Annotated in this window: 16 protein-coding genes; 6 read left to right on the plus strand and 10 right to left on the minus strand. The window is 47.4% G+C overall.

The window, feature by feature from the left end; all coding sequences use genetic code 11:
* The first annotated feature begins 411 nt into the window (after nucleotides 1-411).
* Nucleotides 412-2,202: a GmrSD restriction endonuclease domain-containing protein gene (locus NOG12_RS12130; protein WP_313933393.1), complete on the plus strand. Its 1,791-nt coding sequence runs from the start codon at nucleotides 412-414 to the stop codon at nucleotides 2,200-2,202.
* Nucleotides 2,203-2,303: 101 nt separating this feature from the next.
* Here NOG12_RS12130 and merA read toward each other — a convergent pair whose 3' ends face one another.
* The 3 genes from merA to merT are packed head-to-tail and all read right to left on the minus strand — an operon-like array spanning nucleotide 2,304 to nucleotide 4,426.
* The gene (gene merA, locus NOG12_RS12135) at nucleotides 2,304-3,707 is read right to left on the minus strand and encodes a mercury(II) reductase (protein ID WP_126772024.1); all 1,404 of its coding nucleotides are present in this window, start codon (nucleotides 3,705-3,707) and stop codon (nucleotides 2,304-2,306) included.
* 55 nt (nucleotides 3,708-3,762) lie between these two features.
* Nucleotides 3,763-4,062, minus strand: a complete 300-nt coding sequence (merP, locus tag NOG12_RS12140) for a mercury resistance system periplasmic binding protein MerP (RefSeq protein WP_126834662.1) — start codon at nucleotides 4,060-4,062, stop codon at nucleotides 3,763-3,765.
* A gap of 13 nt (nucleotides 4,063-4,075) precedes the next feature.
* A complete protein-coding gene (merT, locus tag NOG12_RS12145) occupies nucleotides 4,076-4,426 on the minus strand; it encodes a mercuric ion transporter MerT (RefSeq protein ID WP_034734507.1) in 351 nt (116 codons plus the stop codon).
* A 95-nt stretch (nucleotides 4,427-4,521) separates the two neighbouring features.
* On the opposite strand from merT, the gene merR reads away from it, so the two are divergent.
* A complete protein-coding gene (merR, locus tag NOG12_RS12150; protein WP_470385083.1) occupies nucleotides 4,522-4,944 on the plus strand; it encodes an Hg(II)-responsive transcriptional regulator in 423 nt (140 codons plus the stop codon).
* Between the two features lie 51 nt (nucleotides 4,945-4,995).
* Here merR and NOG12_RS12155 read toward each other — a convergent pair whose 3' ends face one another.
* The 6 genes from NOG12_RS12155 to NOG12_RS12180 form a co-directional block, all read right to left on the minus strand.
* Nucleotides 4,996-5,331, minus strand: coding sequence for a YnfA family protein (locus tag NOG12_RS12155; protein WP_126834663.1), 336 nt, complete (start codon nucleotides 5,329-5,331; stop codon nucleotides 4,996-4,998).
* Nucleotides 5,332-5,346: 15 nt separating this feature from the next.
* Nucleotides 5,347-5,982 (minus strand): cation efflux transmembrane domain-containing protein, encoded by a 636-nt coding sequence (locus NOG12_RS12160; protein WP_034734464.1) that lies wholly within the window; start codon nucleotides 5,980-5,982, stop codon nucleotides 5,347-5,349.
* Nucleotides 5,983-6,281: 299 nt separating this feature from the next.
* Nucleotides 6,282-7,169, minus strand: coding sequence for a cation diffusion facilitator family transporter (locus NOG12_RS12165; protein WP_092857844.1), 888 nt, complete (start codon nucleotides 7,167-7,169; stop codon nucleotides 6,282-6,284).
* A 59-nt stretch (nucleotides 7,170-7,228) separates the two neighbouring features.
* Nucleotides 7,229-10,426 carry an efflux RND transporter permease subunit gene (locus NOG12_RS12170; RefSeq protein WP_092857842.1) on the minus strand — a complete coding sequence of 1,066 codons (3,198 nt, stop codon included), beginning with the start codon at nucleotides 10,424-10,426 and terminating at the stop codon, nucleotides 7,229-7,231.
* Nucleotides 10,427-10,437: 11 nt separating this feature from the next.
* Nucleotides 10,438-11,583: an efflux RND transporter periplasmic adaptor subunit gene (locus tag NOG12_RS12175; protein ID WP_055437779.1), complete on the minus strand. Its 1,146-nt coding sequence runs from the start codon at nucleotides 11,581-11,583 to the stop codon at nucleotides 10,438-10,440.
* 3 nt (nucleotides 11,584-11,586) lie between these two features.
* Nucleotides 11,587-12,837, minus strand: coding sequence for a TolC family protein (locus NOG12_RS12180; RefSeq protein WP_313933394.1), 1,251 nt, complete (start codon nucleotides 12,835-12,837; stop codon nucleotides 11,587-11,589).
* A 211-nt stretch (nucleotides 12,838-13,048) separates the two neighbouring features.
* On the opposite strand from NOG12_RS12180, the gene NOG12_RS12185 reads away from it, so the two are divergent.
* Nucleotides 13,049-13,234: a hypothetical protein gene (locus NOG12_RS12185; protein ID WP_092857836.1), complete on the plus strand. Its 186-nt coding sequence runs from the start codon at nucleotides 13,049-13,051 to the stop codon at nucleotides 13,232-13,234.
* A gap of 80 nt (nucleotides 13,235-13,314) precedes the next feature.
* The gene (locus NOG12_RS12190) at nucleotides 13,315-13,920 is read left to right on the plus strand and encodes a HindVP family restriction endonuclease (RefSeq protein ID WP_313933395.1); all 606 of its coding nucleotides are present in this window, start codon (nucleotides 13,315-13,317) and stop codon (nucleotides 13,918-13,920) included.
* 153 nt (nucleotides 13,921-14,073) lie between these two features.
* Here NOG12_RS12190 and NOG12_RS12195 read toward each other — a convergent pair whose 3' ends face one another.
* A complete protein-coding gene (locus NOG12_RS12195; RefSeq protein WP_000349485.1) occupies nucleotides 14,074-14,388 on the minus strand; it encodes an ArsR/SmtB family transcription factor in 315 nt (104 codons plus the stop codon).
* Nucleotides 14,389-14,499: 111 nt separating this feature from the next.
* On the opposite strand from NOG12_RS12195, the gene NOG12_RS12200 reads away from it, so the two are divergent.
* Nucleotides 14,500-15,534 (plus strand): permease, encoded by a 1,035-nt coding sequence (locus NOG12_RS12200; protein WP_172692111.1) that lies wholly within the window; start codon nucleotides 14,500-14,502, stop codon nucleotides 15,532-15,534.
* A 12-nt stretch (nucleotides 15,535-15,546) separates the two neighbouring features.
* Nucleotides 15,547-15,741 (plus strand): transposase family protein (locus NOG12_RS12205; RefSeq protein WP_313933396.1); only part of this gene is annotated, 195 nt, incomplete at its 3' end.

Below are 15,741 nucleotides of genomic sequence, written 5' to 3' on the forward strand. Positions count from 1 at the left end.
CGACATGAAAGGCCGTTGGATGAAGTAAAAATATTTGGGTCATATTCTGCATTTTTTCGCTATTATTCAACTTTCCCCCTAAAATTGCTTCGATTCTTAGGGGGATTACAGCGATCCCGAACTGGGAAAAGTTGAAACTCGGTTTATTTAGATAAAATATCAACTAAAGTTATGGTAAGGCCTGATTTTTCCCGACTCTTTTAAGGTCACAAGACACTCTACGAGTGGGCTGTATTATTTGATGGGATAGTTACACTGGAACGTTAATACTTGATGTCTTGAGAGGGAAAATGTAATCCTCAACTTAATTAGAAACTATCAAAGATAATCCACCTTACTGTGAATGAGTGTCCTGAAACGAATGGACTCTTCACACAAATTCACGATTTAAATTAGAAAGTGTGGGACGACATGGCAAAATATGAAGTAAAGCAAACAGCGATCAGTCAAATTCTTGCTGACGTTCGTAGCGATAAAATAGCAATTCCGGAACTACAACGACCATTTGTTTGGAAAACATCTCAGGTCAGGGACTTAATTGACTCACTTTACAACGGTTATCCGGTTGGTTATCTGATAACGTGGCAATCTGTTGGCGCCAAATTAAAGGGGGGAGCTGTCGCAGCACATCAACAAATACTAATCGATGGCCAACAACGAGTAACAGCGTTGAGGGCCGCAATTGCGGGACAAACGGTGATTGGTAACCGTTATGAAAAAAAGCGGATCGCTATTTCGTTTAATCCTGTAACGGAAGAGTTTGCGACGAGAACGCCAGCGATTACCAATAGCTCCCAATGGATTCACGATATTAGTGAGTTTTTTTCCGGTTCCAGTCAGCTGAGCTTTCTGAGAAATTATTTCGCTAAAAATCCAGATGTTGATCAAGACCAAGTTCAACAAGCCTCGGCGAGACTCGCCGCTGTTGAGCATGCGCAAGTAGGTGTCATTTCATTGGCAGACGATTTGGATGTAGAAACGGTTGCAGAGATCTTCGTTCGGATCAATGCCAAAGGTGTTCCGCTATCAAGTGCTGATTTTGTAATGAGTAAAATTGCCACGTACGGCAATGAAGGGCGCAATCTTCGGAAGCTAATTGATTATTTCTGTCACCTGACGGTCTCTGGGCACGCATTTGATGATATTAAAGAGAACGATGAAGAGTTCGCAAAATCGGAGCATATTAGGAAAATTCAGTGGTTAAGTAATCAAACGGACGAGTTATTTCAACCTGACTATACCGATGTCATTCGTATTGCCGGTCTAGTTGGATTTAGTCGTGGTAAAGCCGGAGCAATTGTTAGTGAGCTATCCGGGCTTGACCCACAAACGAGAAAAATTGATGAAAATCTTATTCCAGCCGCGTATTCTCGTTTTGCGGAAGCATTAGATCTACTTGTGAGTAAGACGCATCTCGAGCGATTTGTAATGATGATCAAGTCTGCTGGGTATATCGATGCCAGCATGATTGGGTCAAAGAATGCATTGAATTTCGCATATGCACTTTACCTGCGCCTTCGGTTGGACGATCAGCTGAATGAGGGAGAGAGAGCAAGAATTGTAAAACGCTGGTTCGTTATGACATTACTGACCGGAAGAGCCGTGGGAAGCTTTGAATCCACGTGGGAAACTGACTTACGTCGTATTAAGGACCACGGTGCGGAACAATACTTACGCACTCTTGAAGCCTCAGTTCTAAGTGATAGTTTTTGGGATGTAACTTTAGTTCAGGAGCTCGAGTCACCAAGCAAGCGTAGTCCTGCATTCCAAACATATTTAGCAGCAAGAGTTGCAAAAGGAGGGCGGGGATTCCTTTCAAAGTCGATTAATATCGCACAGATGATCGAGGGGCATGGCGATATGCACCACATAATTCCCAAGAATCACCTTATTCGTCATGGATTCCCGAAACAGGGAGATTACAACCAGATTGCAAACTTTGCGTTGACAGAAACAGCAATCAACATCGCGATTAAAGACCTACCACCGAAAGAATACATGTTAATGGTTCTTGAACAGATTGAATCCGGAAATTTAAGACTTGGCGAAATTTGTGATCGAGAAGATTTACAGAGAAATTTAGCCGAAAATGCTATTCCTGAGCTCATATTCAATACTACCGCAGAAAATTACAAAGAGTTCCTAGCGGGACGCCGTTTTTTAATGGCAACAATGATCAAAGAGTATTATGACAGCCTTTGATCTTAAAGATGAGAAAACTTATACATGATTGTCTTCAATCTATTTAAAACTCAATGGCGGCAAGGTGTCTAGCAAATCAGTGTCGATTCAGCTAGGTTATCTCACCCAGCGCAGCAAGATAATTGGCTAACATCTTTAGTAAACGTTTGAGCGCATAATTTTAAGCCTTCTACCATCGTAAGGTATGGGAAGAGCTCATCAGCCAACTCATTGACTGTCATTCCTGCTCTTATCGCCATTACAGCAGCTTGAATCAACTCACCGGCTTCTCCTGCGACGACTTGAACACCGAGCAGTCGGCCGCTGCCACTCTCTGCGACAATTTTTATAAACCCTTGGGTATTGAAGTTAACCAATGCCCGTGGGACATTTTCAAGGCTCAACGTGCGGCTTTCGGTGACGTAACCACCAGTTTTAGCATCAGCTTCTGATAAACCCACCGTGGCGACTTGTGGATCAGTAAAGATAACCTCGGGCATTGCACTGAGATCAAGATGCGCATCACCGCCCGTCATGTTAATAGCGGCTCGGCTGCCGCCTGCGGCGGCGACATAGACAAACTGCGGCTGATTCGTACAGTCGCCTGCCGCATATACTCTTGAGTTAGAGGTTTGCATGCGCTCGTTAATCGTTATTGTACCGCGTTCAGTTTGTACACCGATGGTTTTTAAATCGAGGTTTTCCGTATTGGGCGTACGGCCTGTGGCCACGAGCAGTTGTTCTGCTTTTAATGTTCCGGCATTGGTTTTGAGAATGAAGTGTTGTCCGTCGTAACGCACTTCGCTGGCTTCTGTATGCTCAAGCACATTGATGCCTTCGCGATCAAAAACAGTCGCTATTGCTTCACCAATGGCAGGCTCGTCTTTGGATAACACCCGACTGCGAGCCAAAACAGTAACTTCACTACCGAGACGCGCGAAGGCCTGTGCTAATTCAAGAGCAACGACCGAGGCTCCAATAATAGCGAGGCGTTTAGGAATGTTACTTAGCTCTAATGCGCTTGTCGAAGTAAGGTAAGGGGTTTCAGCTAAGCCGGGGATGGGGGGTTGTGCGGGTCGGGCCCCGGTGCCGATAAAAGCACGGTCAAAGTAAACCGTTTGCTCACCGCCATCGCGAAGTGATACGGAAAGAGTTTCATCGTTTATAAAGCGGGCTTCGCCGTTAATAACGGTAATGGCGGAATTCTCTCTAAGAATACTCTGGTATTTGGATTCACGGAGTTCTTCTACCCGAGCCTGTTGTTGCTCGAGGAGAGCTGATCGATTTACCTTAAGAGTATGAGTACTTAAGCCTTTATCAAAAGGACTTTCTCGCCGCAGTTGGGCGATATGAGCCGCTCGGATCATGATTTTAGACGGGACACAGCCAATATTGACACAAGTTCCGCCAATAGTACCTCTCTCAATGAGCGTCACTCGGGCACCTCTCTCGGTCGCTTTGAGTGCCGCAGCCATCGCACTGCCGCCGCTACCAATGACAGCAATGTGTAAATTGTTATTACTCATAACGGTTACTCCTTGGTCTTTCAGTTTTACAGCAGCTATAAGGCATTGTGATGTTTCATGACTGATTTTTTGGTGCCGTTGCTTTCAGTGTTGATGGGTATCCTGCATTTGTCGTTGCTTCAGTGAGCTGCTTAACTGACGTTTTTTCGTCGTCGAATGTCACGGTTGCATCCCGCTCTTCAAAACGGACATCGACGGCGCTCACACCTGCAACTTGGCCAAGTGCAGCTTTGACAGTAATTGGGCAGGTGACGCATGTCATACCGGGTACTGATAGCGTAACCGTTTTCTCAACCGCCAATGTGGGCATGCTAAACAGTAAAAATAAAATGGTTGTTATCATTGTTTTTTTCATCGTGTATTGCCTCCTAGTAAAAGAAAGGAACAACATAGGGGTAAGCCAATGCTGTTAAAGTAAGCACCGCAACGAGCCAAAACATCACTTTGTAGCTCTTACGAGCATTTGGCGTTGCGCAGGTGTTATCAGGGTTGCAGTCATCAGCACGCCGGTATATTCGACGCCAGGCAAAGAATATGGCAATCAATGCAATGGCAATAAAAATGGGTCGATAAGGCTCAAGTGCTGTGAGGCTCCCAATCCAGGCCCCGGATACACCGAGTGCAAGTAATATGAGGGGACCCAGACAACACGCAGATGCCAGAGTCGCTGCGATCCCTCCCGCGAGAAGAGAGCCCCGACCAGATTTTGAATTTGACATAAGAGTAACTCCTTCGGGCATTTTGCTTTAATGTGTTAATCTTAGACCCGTACCTCACTACGGAAGCAATAGCTATGTTAAAAAAACGCAACGTAATGACAATTGGCACGCTGGCCAAAACAGCCGGCGTGGGCGTGGAAACGGTGCGCTATTATCAGCGCCGAGGGCTAATGAGCGAGCCGGAGAAGCCGTATGGGGGGATCCGACATTACGACGAACAAGCGCTTGCTCGGCTTCATTTTATTCGCGCGTCTCAATGGCTCGGATTTAGTCTGGATGAAATTGGTGAGCTATTAACTCTGCAAGATGGCGCTCATTGCGATGAAGCACGGGAGCTTGGAGAGCAAAAGCTCACCAGTGTTCGTCGAAAGATATCGCGCTTACAGCAAATTGAACGAGCGTTGAATGAGCTGGTGCAAAAATGCAGCTCCGGACACGGAGATGTCTATTGTCCACTGATGGCGTCGCTTAATGACGGGGTTGAGGACGCTACCACGGACAAACATAAGGTGCGTTAGTCTGTGTAGTAAAACTTTTGAGCGTAGTTCTTTAACTGAATTGCTTTATAGCTAACGCCAGCCATACACAAGAATCCCCATACCGGTTAGCACAAACGCCGCCCCAATCAAGTCGAAGCTGGATAAAGGCGATTTATCGACAATTCGCAGCCAGACTATGGCAGTTAACACGTAAATACCGCCGTAGGCTGCGTAAACGCGCCCGCTTTCCGCCGGATGAAGTGTTAATAAGTAAGCAAATAAGGCTAAGCTTATTGCTGCCGGAATGAGCAACCAAACGGAATGACCCTCTTTGAGCCATAGGTAGGGTAAATAGCAACCGACAATTTCTGCAATTGCGGTTGCGATAAATAACCCGAGTGTCTTTATTAAAAATATTGAGCTCATTACGAATCCTGGTGATTACCCGCAACACCCAGAAATATCGTCTTTTTCACCTGTCTTTACAGCTATCGCGTCTTTGATGATGCGAATAGCAGAGTGCAGTACAATGATGGCTATGACAGTTGCGATGAGTAAGTCAGGCCATGCCGCATGGAGCTGGGCGACGAGCATCGCAGAGACAATAACACCGACATTCATGATCATGTCATTGCGTGAACAAATCCAGCTGGCGCGAATGTTAATATCGCCGTTTCGGGAGCGATATAGAAGGGCAAAGCAAACGATGTTTACCAGTAATGCAAGCCCCGCTATTGAGAGCATGACAAAGGTTTCGGGCTGACTACCAAATGCCAGTTTAAGGATGACATCCAATAACACCGCCAGAGCTAATAATGTTTGCAGTATGCCGTTTAAAATAGCGGCATTGACTTTATATTTAATGGCTTTGCCAACAGCGTATAAGCTCACAGCATAAACCAAAGTATCGGCAAGCATATCCAGCGAATCAGCAATAAGACCACTGGATTCAGCCATCCAACCCGCAATGAACTCAACAAAGAACATGACGCCATTAAGGACTAGAACCGTCCATAACAACCTGCGTTGAGAGTTATCCATTTCGGCTTGCGCTGAACTTCCGCAACATGATGACATTGGAACAACCTAAAACGATTTCGATATACCTACAGTTTATCACACGTTAACACGAGTTTCAGCGCTGGTTTTATGGTGGATTATTAGATAAAGTGGCCGTTACGAAAATATATTGGTTGCTCATATTGGTCTTATTAACACACAGCTTTTTTACCTCTGCATCTGCTTCTTTCCATATTTAAGACTCGGGTCACCAAAGTGTCGATGTTGTGTTTGGAGAATATGATATCGAGCATCAATTTCATGCGCACATCTGGTGTATTACTGGCTCGTCTTGAACAAAAATAATGCACTCATTATCAGTTGTCCCGGCACGCTTCATCAGGATCTTCGAGTTCTACCGTTGTATGGCTTAGAGCATAGGGCGCAAGGACGTTATCGATGTGCTGTTTTAAGTCGCTACGGGCCTCGATATCAAGATTTTCAGTTAACACCAAATGAACGGTTAATACATGCTCCTCGCCGTCTAGTGACCAAAAATGCAAATGGTGTAGGTCAGCAACATGAGGTAGCTCCAGTAAAGCGTCAGCGACTTGTCTGTAGGTTTTTTTGTCCGGAGTTGCTTGTATGAAGAGTTTCAGCGTTGCCCACAGGTTGCGCAGCACATTCACTAAAATAAATAGAGTAAAGCCAATCGACAATATAGGGTCGAGAATTGGCCAGTCTACGAACAACAAAACAATACCAACGATAAGTACAGCAACCCAGCCGAGAACATCCTCCAGCAAGTGCCAGTTAATAACGCGTTCGTTTAACGTTTTGCCCTCTGACAATTTGTAAGCGGCAAATCCATTAACTGTAATGCCAACGACGGCTAAAGCGATCATGCCATCAGCGATGGGCATTTGAGGGTTCCAGAGTCTGGGAATCGCTTCCACAAGTACCCAGGCAGAGCCTGCGATTAAAACAACGGCATTAATAAATGCACCGGCAAGATTGAGTCGCTTATAACCGTAGGTAAAGTGTTGGTTAGCCTGTTTTTTGCCCAGCTTATTAAGTACCCACGCCAGGCCAAGCGACAAGCTATCGCCAAGATCATGAACGGCATCAGCTAAAATGGCGGTACTGTTGGTAAGAAAGCCACCAATAAACTCGATAATGGTGAAAACAAAGTTAAGAACAAATGCCCACCCTAATCGGTTGGACGGCATGTCCTTTGAGTGATCATGGTTATGGTGATGCCCCATAATACGTTCCTCTTTGTAGTAGAAGGGGCGGCAATAACCGCCCCCTTAAGTGCTGAACCCTAACGGCTCAGATCCTTAATTTTTTGTTTCGAAAACCAAGGATAGAGCACGGGTAAGATAACCAGTGTTAGCAATGTCGCAGACACCAAACCGCCAACAATGACGGTGGCCAATGGACGCTGAATTTCAGCGCCTGCGCCGGTTGCAAACAGCATGGGAATGAGTCCTAACGCTGAGGTTATTGCCGTCATTAATACCGGGCGTAGTCGAGACCATGCGCCATCAAACACGGCATCATTAACTGCATGCCCATCGGTTATTCTCTGGTTTATACTTTCGACCAGAACCACACCGTTTAGTACCGCCACACCAAACAGTGTGATGAAACCCACGGCGCTGGGCACCGATAAGTACTGTCCTGACACATAGAGTGCCACAATACCACCGATGACTGCCAACGGTACATTCACCAAAATCAACATGGCTTGACCCATGGTGCCGAAAGCAAAATAAAGCAGCAGGGCGATGAGTGCCAGCGATATGGGAACGACAATGGACAAGCGCTCCTGTGCTCGTTGTTGACTTTCGAACTGGCCACCAATGTCGACTGAGTAACCGGTTGGTAAATCCACCTTCTCGTCAATCGCCTTCCTAATATCGGCAACCACGCTGCCCATGTCACGACCCTGAACGTTCGATTGAATTACAACGCGACGCTGTACATCATCACGACGGATTTGCGGTGGTCCTGATTCAATTGCAACGTTGGCGACTTCGCCTAAGGTTACCCAGGCCCCCGAGGGAGTTAACAAGCGTAACGAGCGAATAGACTCCGGCGTATCGCGGAATTGCTTGGCCAACCGCACGTAAATATCATAGCGCTCATTACCGCGAATGATCTGGCCTGCCGAAGCGCCACCCAAGCCATTGTCGACAACGCTAAGTACATCGGAGACATTTAAGCCGTAGCGTGAGAGTTGTTGGCGTTTCGGCGAAACCACCAGTTGTGCTTCACCTTTTATTTGCTCCATCGCTACTGCAACGGCCCCGTCAACCTGCTTGACGGCACTTTCTATTTCCTGGCCTTTACGGGCCAACACGTCAAGCTCGGGTCCAAATAGTTTGATGGCTAGCTGCGATTTTACACCTGAGAGCAGTTCATCAACCCGTGTTGCAATAGGTTGTGAAAAATTAAACAACAAGCCTGGGTGATCATCTAGTTTTGCCTCCATTTTTTCTTGTAAGGCGTAGCGATCCGATGCTGTTGTCCATTCAGACTGCGGCTTAAGACCCACATATATCTCGATGTTGCTGATAGGCTCTGGATCGCCGCCCACTTCGGCTCGTCCAATGCGGCTGAGTGCGTAGGTGGTTTCCGGGAACGACATCAGGATTTTTTCAAGCTTCGGAGCCACCTCTAAGGCCGTTTCAAGGTTAGAGGAGGGGGCTAATGTCACGCGAATATTAATCGTGCCTTCTTCCAGTTCGGGCGCAAACTCTGTGCCGAGACGAGGCACTAACACCAAAGCGCCGACAAACAGCACACCGGCCAGGGCAATAACAGCCTTTTTACTGCGTAACGCCACCGATAATAGTCTTTTATAACCATTATCTAGTGGTTTAAGCAGCTTATTTTCACGAGGCTTAATACCCCGACTGAAAAAGTAACTGGCTAATGCCGGTACAACCATGATGGCCACAAAAACCGCGGAGATAATGGCCAGCATAATACTGATAGCCATGGGCTCAAATAATTTAGCTTCAACACCCTGAAAACTAAACAGTGGCATAAAGACCACCAAGATAATCATGGCGGCAAAGAATACCGGTCGTGCCACTTCGTTAGCCGCTTCCTTAACTCGCAGCTTGATACCATGACTATCGAGTTTGGCTGCCTGAGGATCCGGGTCGCGGTGCTCTGTGCGTTGCTCGGCGTCGTCTTGGTGTTCACTATCCGGACGACTTAAGTGCTTAAAGATATTTTCAACCATCACCACGGAGCCGTCGACCAGCATACCAATGGCAACAGCAATCCCGCCCAGCGACATCAGGTTAGCCGACATGCCCATCGCGGACATTACCATCAGGGCAATGGCGATAGAAACGGGAATGGACAGTAACACTAAAAAAGTAGCGCGTATGTTGAGCAAAAACAGTGCTAATACTGCGATAATAAACACAAAGGCAATGAGCAGTGAATACGCGACCGTAGATACGGCTTTTTGTATTAAATCGGCCTGATCATAATACGGCTCAAAGGTAACACCCTCGGGTAATGCTTGCTGAATAAGCGGAATGCGCTTTTTAATACCGTCGATGGTGGCTTTGGTATTCGAGCCCATGCGTTTGAGCACAATACCCGACACCACTTCGCCCAACTGGTTGACCTCGCCGTCGACTTTACGCGACATTGAGACCGCCCCCTGGCGAATTTCACTGCCGATTTCGACGTCGGCAACCTGTCCCAGTGTTACGGAAACGCCGTCAACGGTTTTGAGCGGTATTTGTCGTATTTGTTGCAGGCCTTTTTTACCGCTATCCAACCAGCCGGTGCCGCGAATAACCAACTGCTCCTGACCGCGGGGCATATACCAACCACCAACGTTACCGTTATTCTTGTTGACCGCGCCCATGACGTCTTGCTGGGTAAGGTCGTAAGACAGCAGCTTGGCGGGATTGAGGTTAACCTGATATTGCTTAACTTCACCGCCAAAGGACAAGACTTCGGTAATTCCCTCAACGGGCATCAGTAGCAGTTTAACCACATAGTCGTTAAGACTGCGTAGCTCCATGCTACTGACACCAGAGCCCGGCTCGGCAAGTAGCAGATACTGATAAACCTGGCCGAGACCGGAAGAGTTAGGGCCCATTTCGGGCGTGCCGACTCCCTCTGGAATCAACTCCTTTGCCGCTTGCAGCCGCTCGAATACCAGTTGCCGGGCAAAGTAGATATCGACACTCTCGTCAAATACCACGGTAATGCCCGATAAACCTGTTTTTGAGATTGACCGAACTTCTTTGACGTCGGGCAGGGCATACATCACCGACTCTATCGGATAGGTAATAAGCTGCTCGACTTCGGTCGCTGCTAATCCTGGTGCTTCCGTATTTACCGTTACCTGAACGTTGGTAACATCGGGAAAGGCATCCAGATTAAGTTTGGGAATAATAAAAAATGACGCAATGCTGATGCTGAATAAAGCCAATACCAATAACAGGCGATTGGCGACAGCAAACTGAATAATGCGCTGAAACATACAACCTCCTGTTAGTGGTTATGTGGGTCAAAACCGCCTTTAGCGATTTGTGAGCGAACGAAAAACGCGCCGTTGTCTACGTATTTTGTGCCTTCGTTAACGCCTCGAATAACTTTCCACGGACCCTTTTCATCAACCAATTCGACTTTCTTCGGTTCAAACTTTCCGGGTTCGTGCTCAATGAATATCTGCCAGTCACCATCAGGGGCCCGCATTAAGGCTGAGTCCTTAACTGCAAGCACCGGTCCATCCGACTTGACTGAGAAATAAACATCCGCAAATAAACCAGGGTGTAATTGGTCCTTTTCGTTATTTACCGCAAGTCGTACCGTTCGGGTGCGGGTTTTATGGTCTATTGTGTGGCCTTCCTGAATGACTTTTGCCGCAAAGCGCTGATTGTCGACACTCACTGTAACAGGATCACCAAACTGCACACTAAGGTCAGCTGAGCCTGGTAGACGAGCATTAACCCACAAGGTTTCTTCTTGCAGCACTTCAACCAAGTGATTACCGGCATTAACTTGCTGGCCTTGCTTGAAGTTATCGCTAACCACAATCCCGCCAATTTCTGAGGTCAGTTGGTATTCGCCGATAGGGTAGTTAGCTTTACTTAAACGCTTAATGTCGCTGGCTGACATACCAAATGCTTTGAGTTGCGCTTGCGCTGAGGTAAAGGCGTTTTTCGCTTCGACAAAGCGTTTTTCACCCACCGTTGACTCGCCGAGTGACTGCACGCGTTGCCACTCGTTAAGTGTGACCAAATACTGACTTTGCGCCTCCGCCATGGTGGCGCTGAAGAGGGTTGCCAGTGGCTCACCTTTTTCGACGTGATCGCCAATACTGACAAAACGTTTGAGAACGGTCGAATCGATGCGCGGACTCACGATATAGCTATTAAAGTCGTTAGCAACCACCTCGCCCGGGGCATAAACCGGATATTCAATGACTTGAGTTTGCAAGGTTCGCGTGGTGATATCTGCCATGGATAGCTGCTTGCTGGATAGCTCCACGCCTGAGCTTTCCTTATGTTCACCTTGCTCGTGTTTGCCTTCTTCCTTGTGGGTATCTTCTTTTTCGTCGTGTCCGTGTTCATCCTGCGCCATAACCGAAAAGCTCAGCGCAAGTGCTATTGCTGCGTATAAAGGTTTTACTGACATCGTTTACTCTCCAATCTCTGCGTTTGTTTGCTGGCTTAACGGCGATAACGTCAGCGCTTTACTGAGTTCGCCCGAACGGTACAACCATTCAATGGCGGCCAACCGATATTGTGTTTGCAGCGCTATCCCTGCAAATTGGCTATCGAGCTGCTGTTGCACAGCGGTGAGGTAGTCTGTGGTGGATAGGTCACCGGCGAGCCAGGACTGTTCAATCACCTGCATCGACTCATCCTGCCGAGATTGAAAGTCTTTTTGCCAGCTTTGCCACTGTTTTTTCACAAAGCGATAATTGTTAAGAGACGATTTCAGTGCTGCTTGCCATTGTTTCCTTAGTGCAATCAAACGTTTTTCTTCAGCAACAGCTTCGCTATTGGCTGCGCGCACCGCATCGCTGTAGTTATTGCGAACCTGTAGTGGAATGCTGAATGATAAGCCAATTACTGTTTCGTTATCGCTCTCGCCCGCTTCGACGCCTACGGTTGGGTTGGCGGAGGTTAACGAGCGTTTCCAGTCGACATCGGCGCGCTTTAATTGCCATTGCAGGTAAGCAGCTTTTAACGCCGGATGTTGTTGCCAGCGAGCCGTTAACGCAGGTTCAACGTTAAATAGCTCCTCATTCACGGAGAGTTGAGCGACATCAATCGTGGTTAGCAGAGCGTTCAACTCTGCTTCAGCGGATTGCAGTTGTTGATAAGCCGCTGCCGTTTGTTGCAGTTGCCGACTTAGTGCGAGTACCGTCAGTTGTTCGTCGACGGCACCTAAGTCACCGGCTTTACGTCGTTCGGCAACCAAGCTTATCGCCTGTTTAACGATTTTCTCTTGTTGCTCGGCCAGTGCGTAACGCTGTTTTGCATCCAGCCATTGCACATAGGCATTCAACAGAGTTTTAGCATGCGATGTCGCCGACTGGCGATAAATACTCACTGCCATAGCCGTCATGGCGTCACTCTGACTGGCTCTTGCTTCATTGCGAGTGCTCCAGTCCAGCGTTTGGCTTAGGCCAACAGTGTAATTATTGATGTCACCCTCGCGCTCTAAGCGTGACGATAAGCTAGGGTTGTACAAAGGCTGATTTAATTGTTTGCCCTGTTGGATCAGCGCTTCAGCCTGCTGTTGAGCGGCTTCAACACTGGGGTGTTGCTGCACAGTTTTTTGCCATTGCTCGGGCAACTGTTGTGCATTGGCGTAGCTTGAACTTATTGCCAGACTTACGGCAATAAACAAGCGTTTGCTATGTGTCGAAAACGGACCCATAGATAGACTCCTCAGTCATATTACTGCGTAAAATAATGATTTTTTTGCGCTGCTATAGCAGCTTATTAGGCAGTTATGAGGAGATGGGAGGCCGGAACAGCGGAGATGATAGAGGGTTAGTGTAAAACTCAGTATACCCAGGACGTATTGTGCCCATTCGTGGTAACGCGAGAGTTTTTTCAGTCTTCATGGCATATAAATGAAATGAGCCATGGCAGTGACAGCAGTGATGGCAGTCAAAGCTGATTTCGCCACTTTTAGGGAGATTGCGCTTATCGATGTGGGATTCGTCATGCTCAAAATTGAGGTGTTGCTCAGAAGAGGATTGGTGAGATTGATGCACATCAGCAACCGCCTGACTGATTTGAGTCAGAACAGCAACAAGCACCAGTATTAAAAATCCTAGTCTAAGCATCATTACCTACAGTTCTAAATAAGCAGCTTAACGGTACATTAATTAAAAATAGTTTTCAACTAGTGGCGATTCACACAAATACTTCTGCTGTATACCTATGCACGAATCAAGAGCTTCAGGTAGAAGCGCGAGAAGAAGGTTTTGATTTTATATTTGGTACCGATGTGGCAAATAATGAATTGAGTTTTTTATTCGAGTCAAAATTCGAGCCTTACCAAGAATATTCAAGGACAGACATTAAAGGAATTGATCTCGTACTAAAACTCGGTGACTCATTTATTCGAGCCTTGGAAGTTAAGCTTACAGTTATTCCGGACAATACCACTGCAAACGACAGAGAGTCTGACTGGGGTACCGAGTTGGTGATTAGACCTGCAAGTACTTCTTACGCCGCGCTAGGTATTTTTGATTCGATAAAACCATTTAGAGCGAGACTAAAGGAAATCTTAGAGCCTACCTGTTCGACAATTCAACATTGGGATAATACTGTTGAAATGTTGAGTAAAAGGGAGGAAATCATTGGGTGTTTAAATAAAATATTTACAGAGCTTAAAGACTACCAAAAACCTTTTTTATTACATCCAATATGGAAGACATTGGGTAAGTCACCGATTATTGATAAGGGTAATGCATATGATATTTTTGGGGTATCCGGAATTTCTGGTTGATAAAATGCCAAAGATGTAAAGAAGAAAATCTTTCTCAGCGGATTATCTGATTGATCCTCTTCAGCCTACTCTACTGCCAATTTTCTGTTTCCACCTTCGCCTGAGTCTTCATAGCGATGCTGACTAGGGAGGACAGCGAGAGCTGGGCAAGCGTCAAAGCGGTTCTGGTTCATGCGCAATCCGGACACCTGCACAACATTCCTCTTGTAAGAAACCGATCAAATTCTCTAGGTGCCCATACTCGGGTATACAGACAATCGTGCGGCTATGTTTCTCCTGCCGGATCAGCCCTACCTTGGCCATGCGCGCAAGGTGATGTGATAGCGTCGAAGCAGGAATACCCAGCCCCTTCTGGATATCTCCGACCGAAGCCCCATCATGGCCAGCTTTGACCAGAAAGCGGAACACGGACAGTCGGTGACTATTCCCTAGCTCAGCTAAGCTGGCTGCAACCTTTTCGTGATCCATAGCACGCCCCAATAATTCGATGTTTCTAGAATTATAGTTGACAGGTCGGATAAACGCAAGTAGGCTGCGTACATCATTTCGATAAAACTAGAAATATAGGAGTAATATTGAATGTCATCTCAACTCCAAGACGCTCTAGGCATGTTCGCCTTTCTCGCTATCGAGCTATCGGTTTTATTCATTGGCATTAGCTTGCTGGTCGGAGTTCTTCAACGTCACATCCCACCATCCAAGGTGGAAGCGTTACTGACTTCCAGTGGGAAGCGAGGCTATTTTCTTGCTGCTGGTTTAGGAGCTATAACGCCCTTCTGTAGTTGCTCGACTATCCCCATGTTGAAAGGGTTGATTCGGGCACGGGCCGGTTTTGGGCCGATGATGGTGTTTCTTTTCTCATCTCCGTTGCTGAATCCTATCGTCGTCGGCCTGCTGGTTGCCACGTTTGGATGGACACTTACTGCTATCTATGTGCTCGCCGCTTTGGTGGTCGCGGTAGGTGCCGGATGGCTGCTTCACACGCTTGGCTTCGAGCGTTATGTGCGCCGGACGGCGACACAAGAGAGCAGTGGATGTAGTTCATCAGCAAGCCCGTGCAGTGCTACATCGACCGCATCGAGTTGCGGCACCAACAGCTGCGACACCACTCCGAAGACGGCTTCTTGCGGGGCTGATAGGAAGACAACAGTCTCTACGTCTAGCGAATGCTGTGACAGTCAACCCACTGTCACGGTTAAGAAAGAAGGGAAGTACAGTGGTGTGTGGCGGGAAGCTTGGTCGGACTTTATCGATGTGTTGCCTTACCTGCTCATCGGTATTGCGATTGGCAGCGTGGTCTATGGTTTCATGCCCACTGACTTATTGGAGCAGTATGCAGGCCCAGATAATCCCTTTGCCATTCCAGTTGCCGCTGTCATCGGCGTGCCGTTGTATATTCGCGCTGAAGCCGTCATACCTCTGGCAGCGGCTCTGATGGCCAAAGGCGTGGGTGCCGGGACGGTGCTAGCGTTGATCATCGGCAGTGCCGGAGCCAGCCTGACTGAGCTCATTCTGTTGCGCTCTTTGTTCACGCTGAAGCTTTTAGCGGCGTTTTTAGCAGTCATTTTTGCTATGGCGATGATTGCCGGTTACGCCACCTACCTGTTTTTCTGATCAAGGCGGGAGATGATTAATTCGTTAAGCCTTCCTGGGTACCAGTTGGTGGATTCTGATGAGCAGAATGAAGACATACATTTTCGGCTTGAAGCACCTACACCAGTAGCCTGCGAGGGGTGCGGCGTGCAGGGTGAGTTCGTACGGTTCGGCAAGCGTGACGTTCCCTATCGTGATCTGCCCATCCACGGCAAGCGGGTCACTCTC

The sequence above is a fragment of the Pseudidiomarina fusca genome, assembly GCF_032227045.1.
GTDB classification, from domain to species: Bacteria; Pseudomonadota; Gammaproteobacteria; order Enterobacterales; family Alteromonadaceae; genus Pseudidiomarina; species Pseudidiomarina fusca.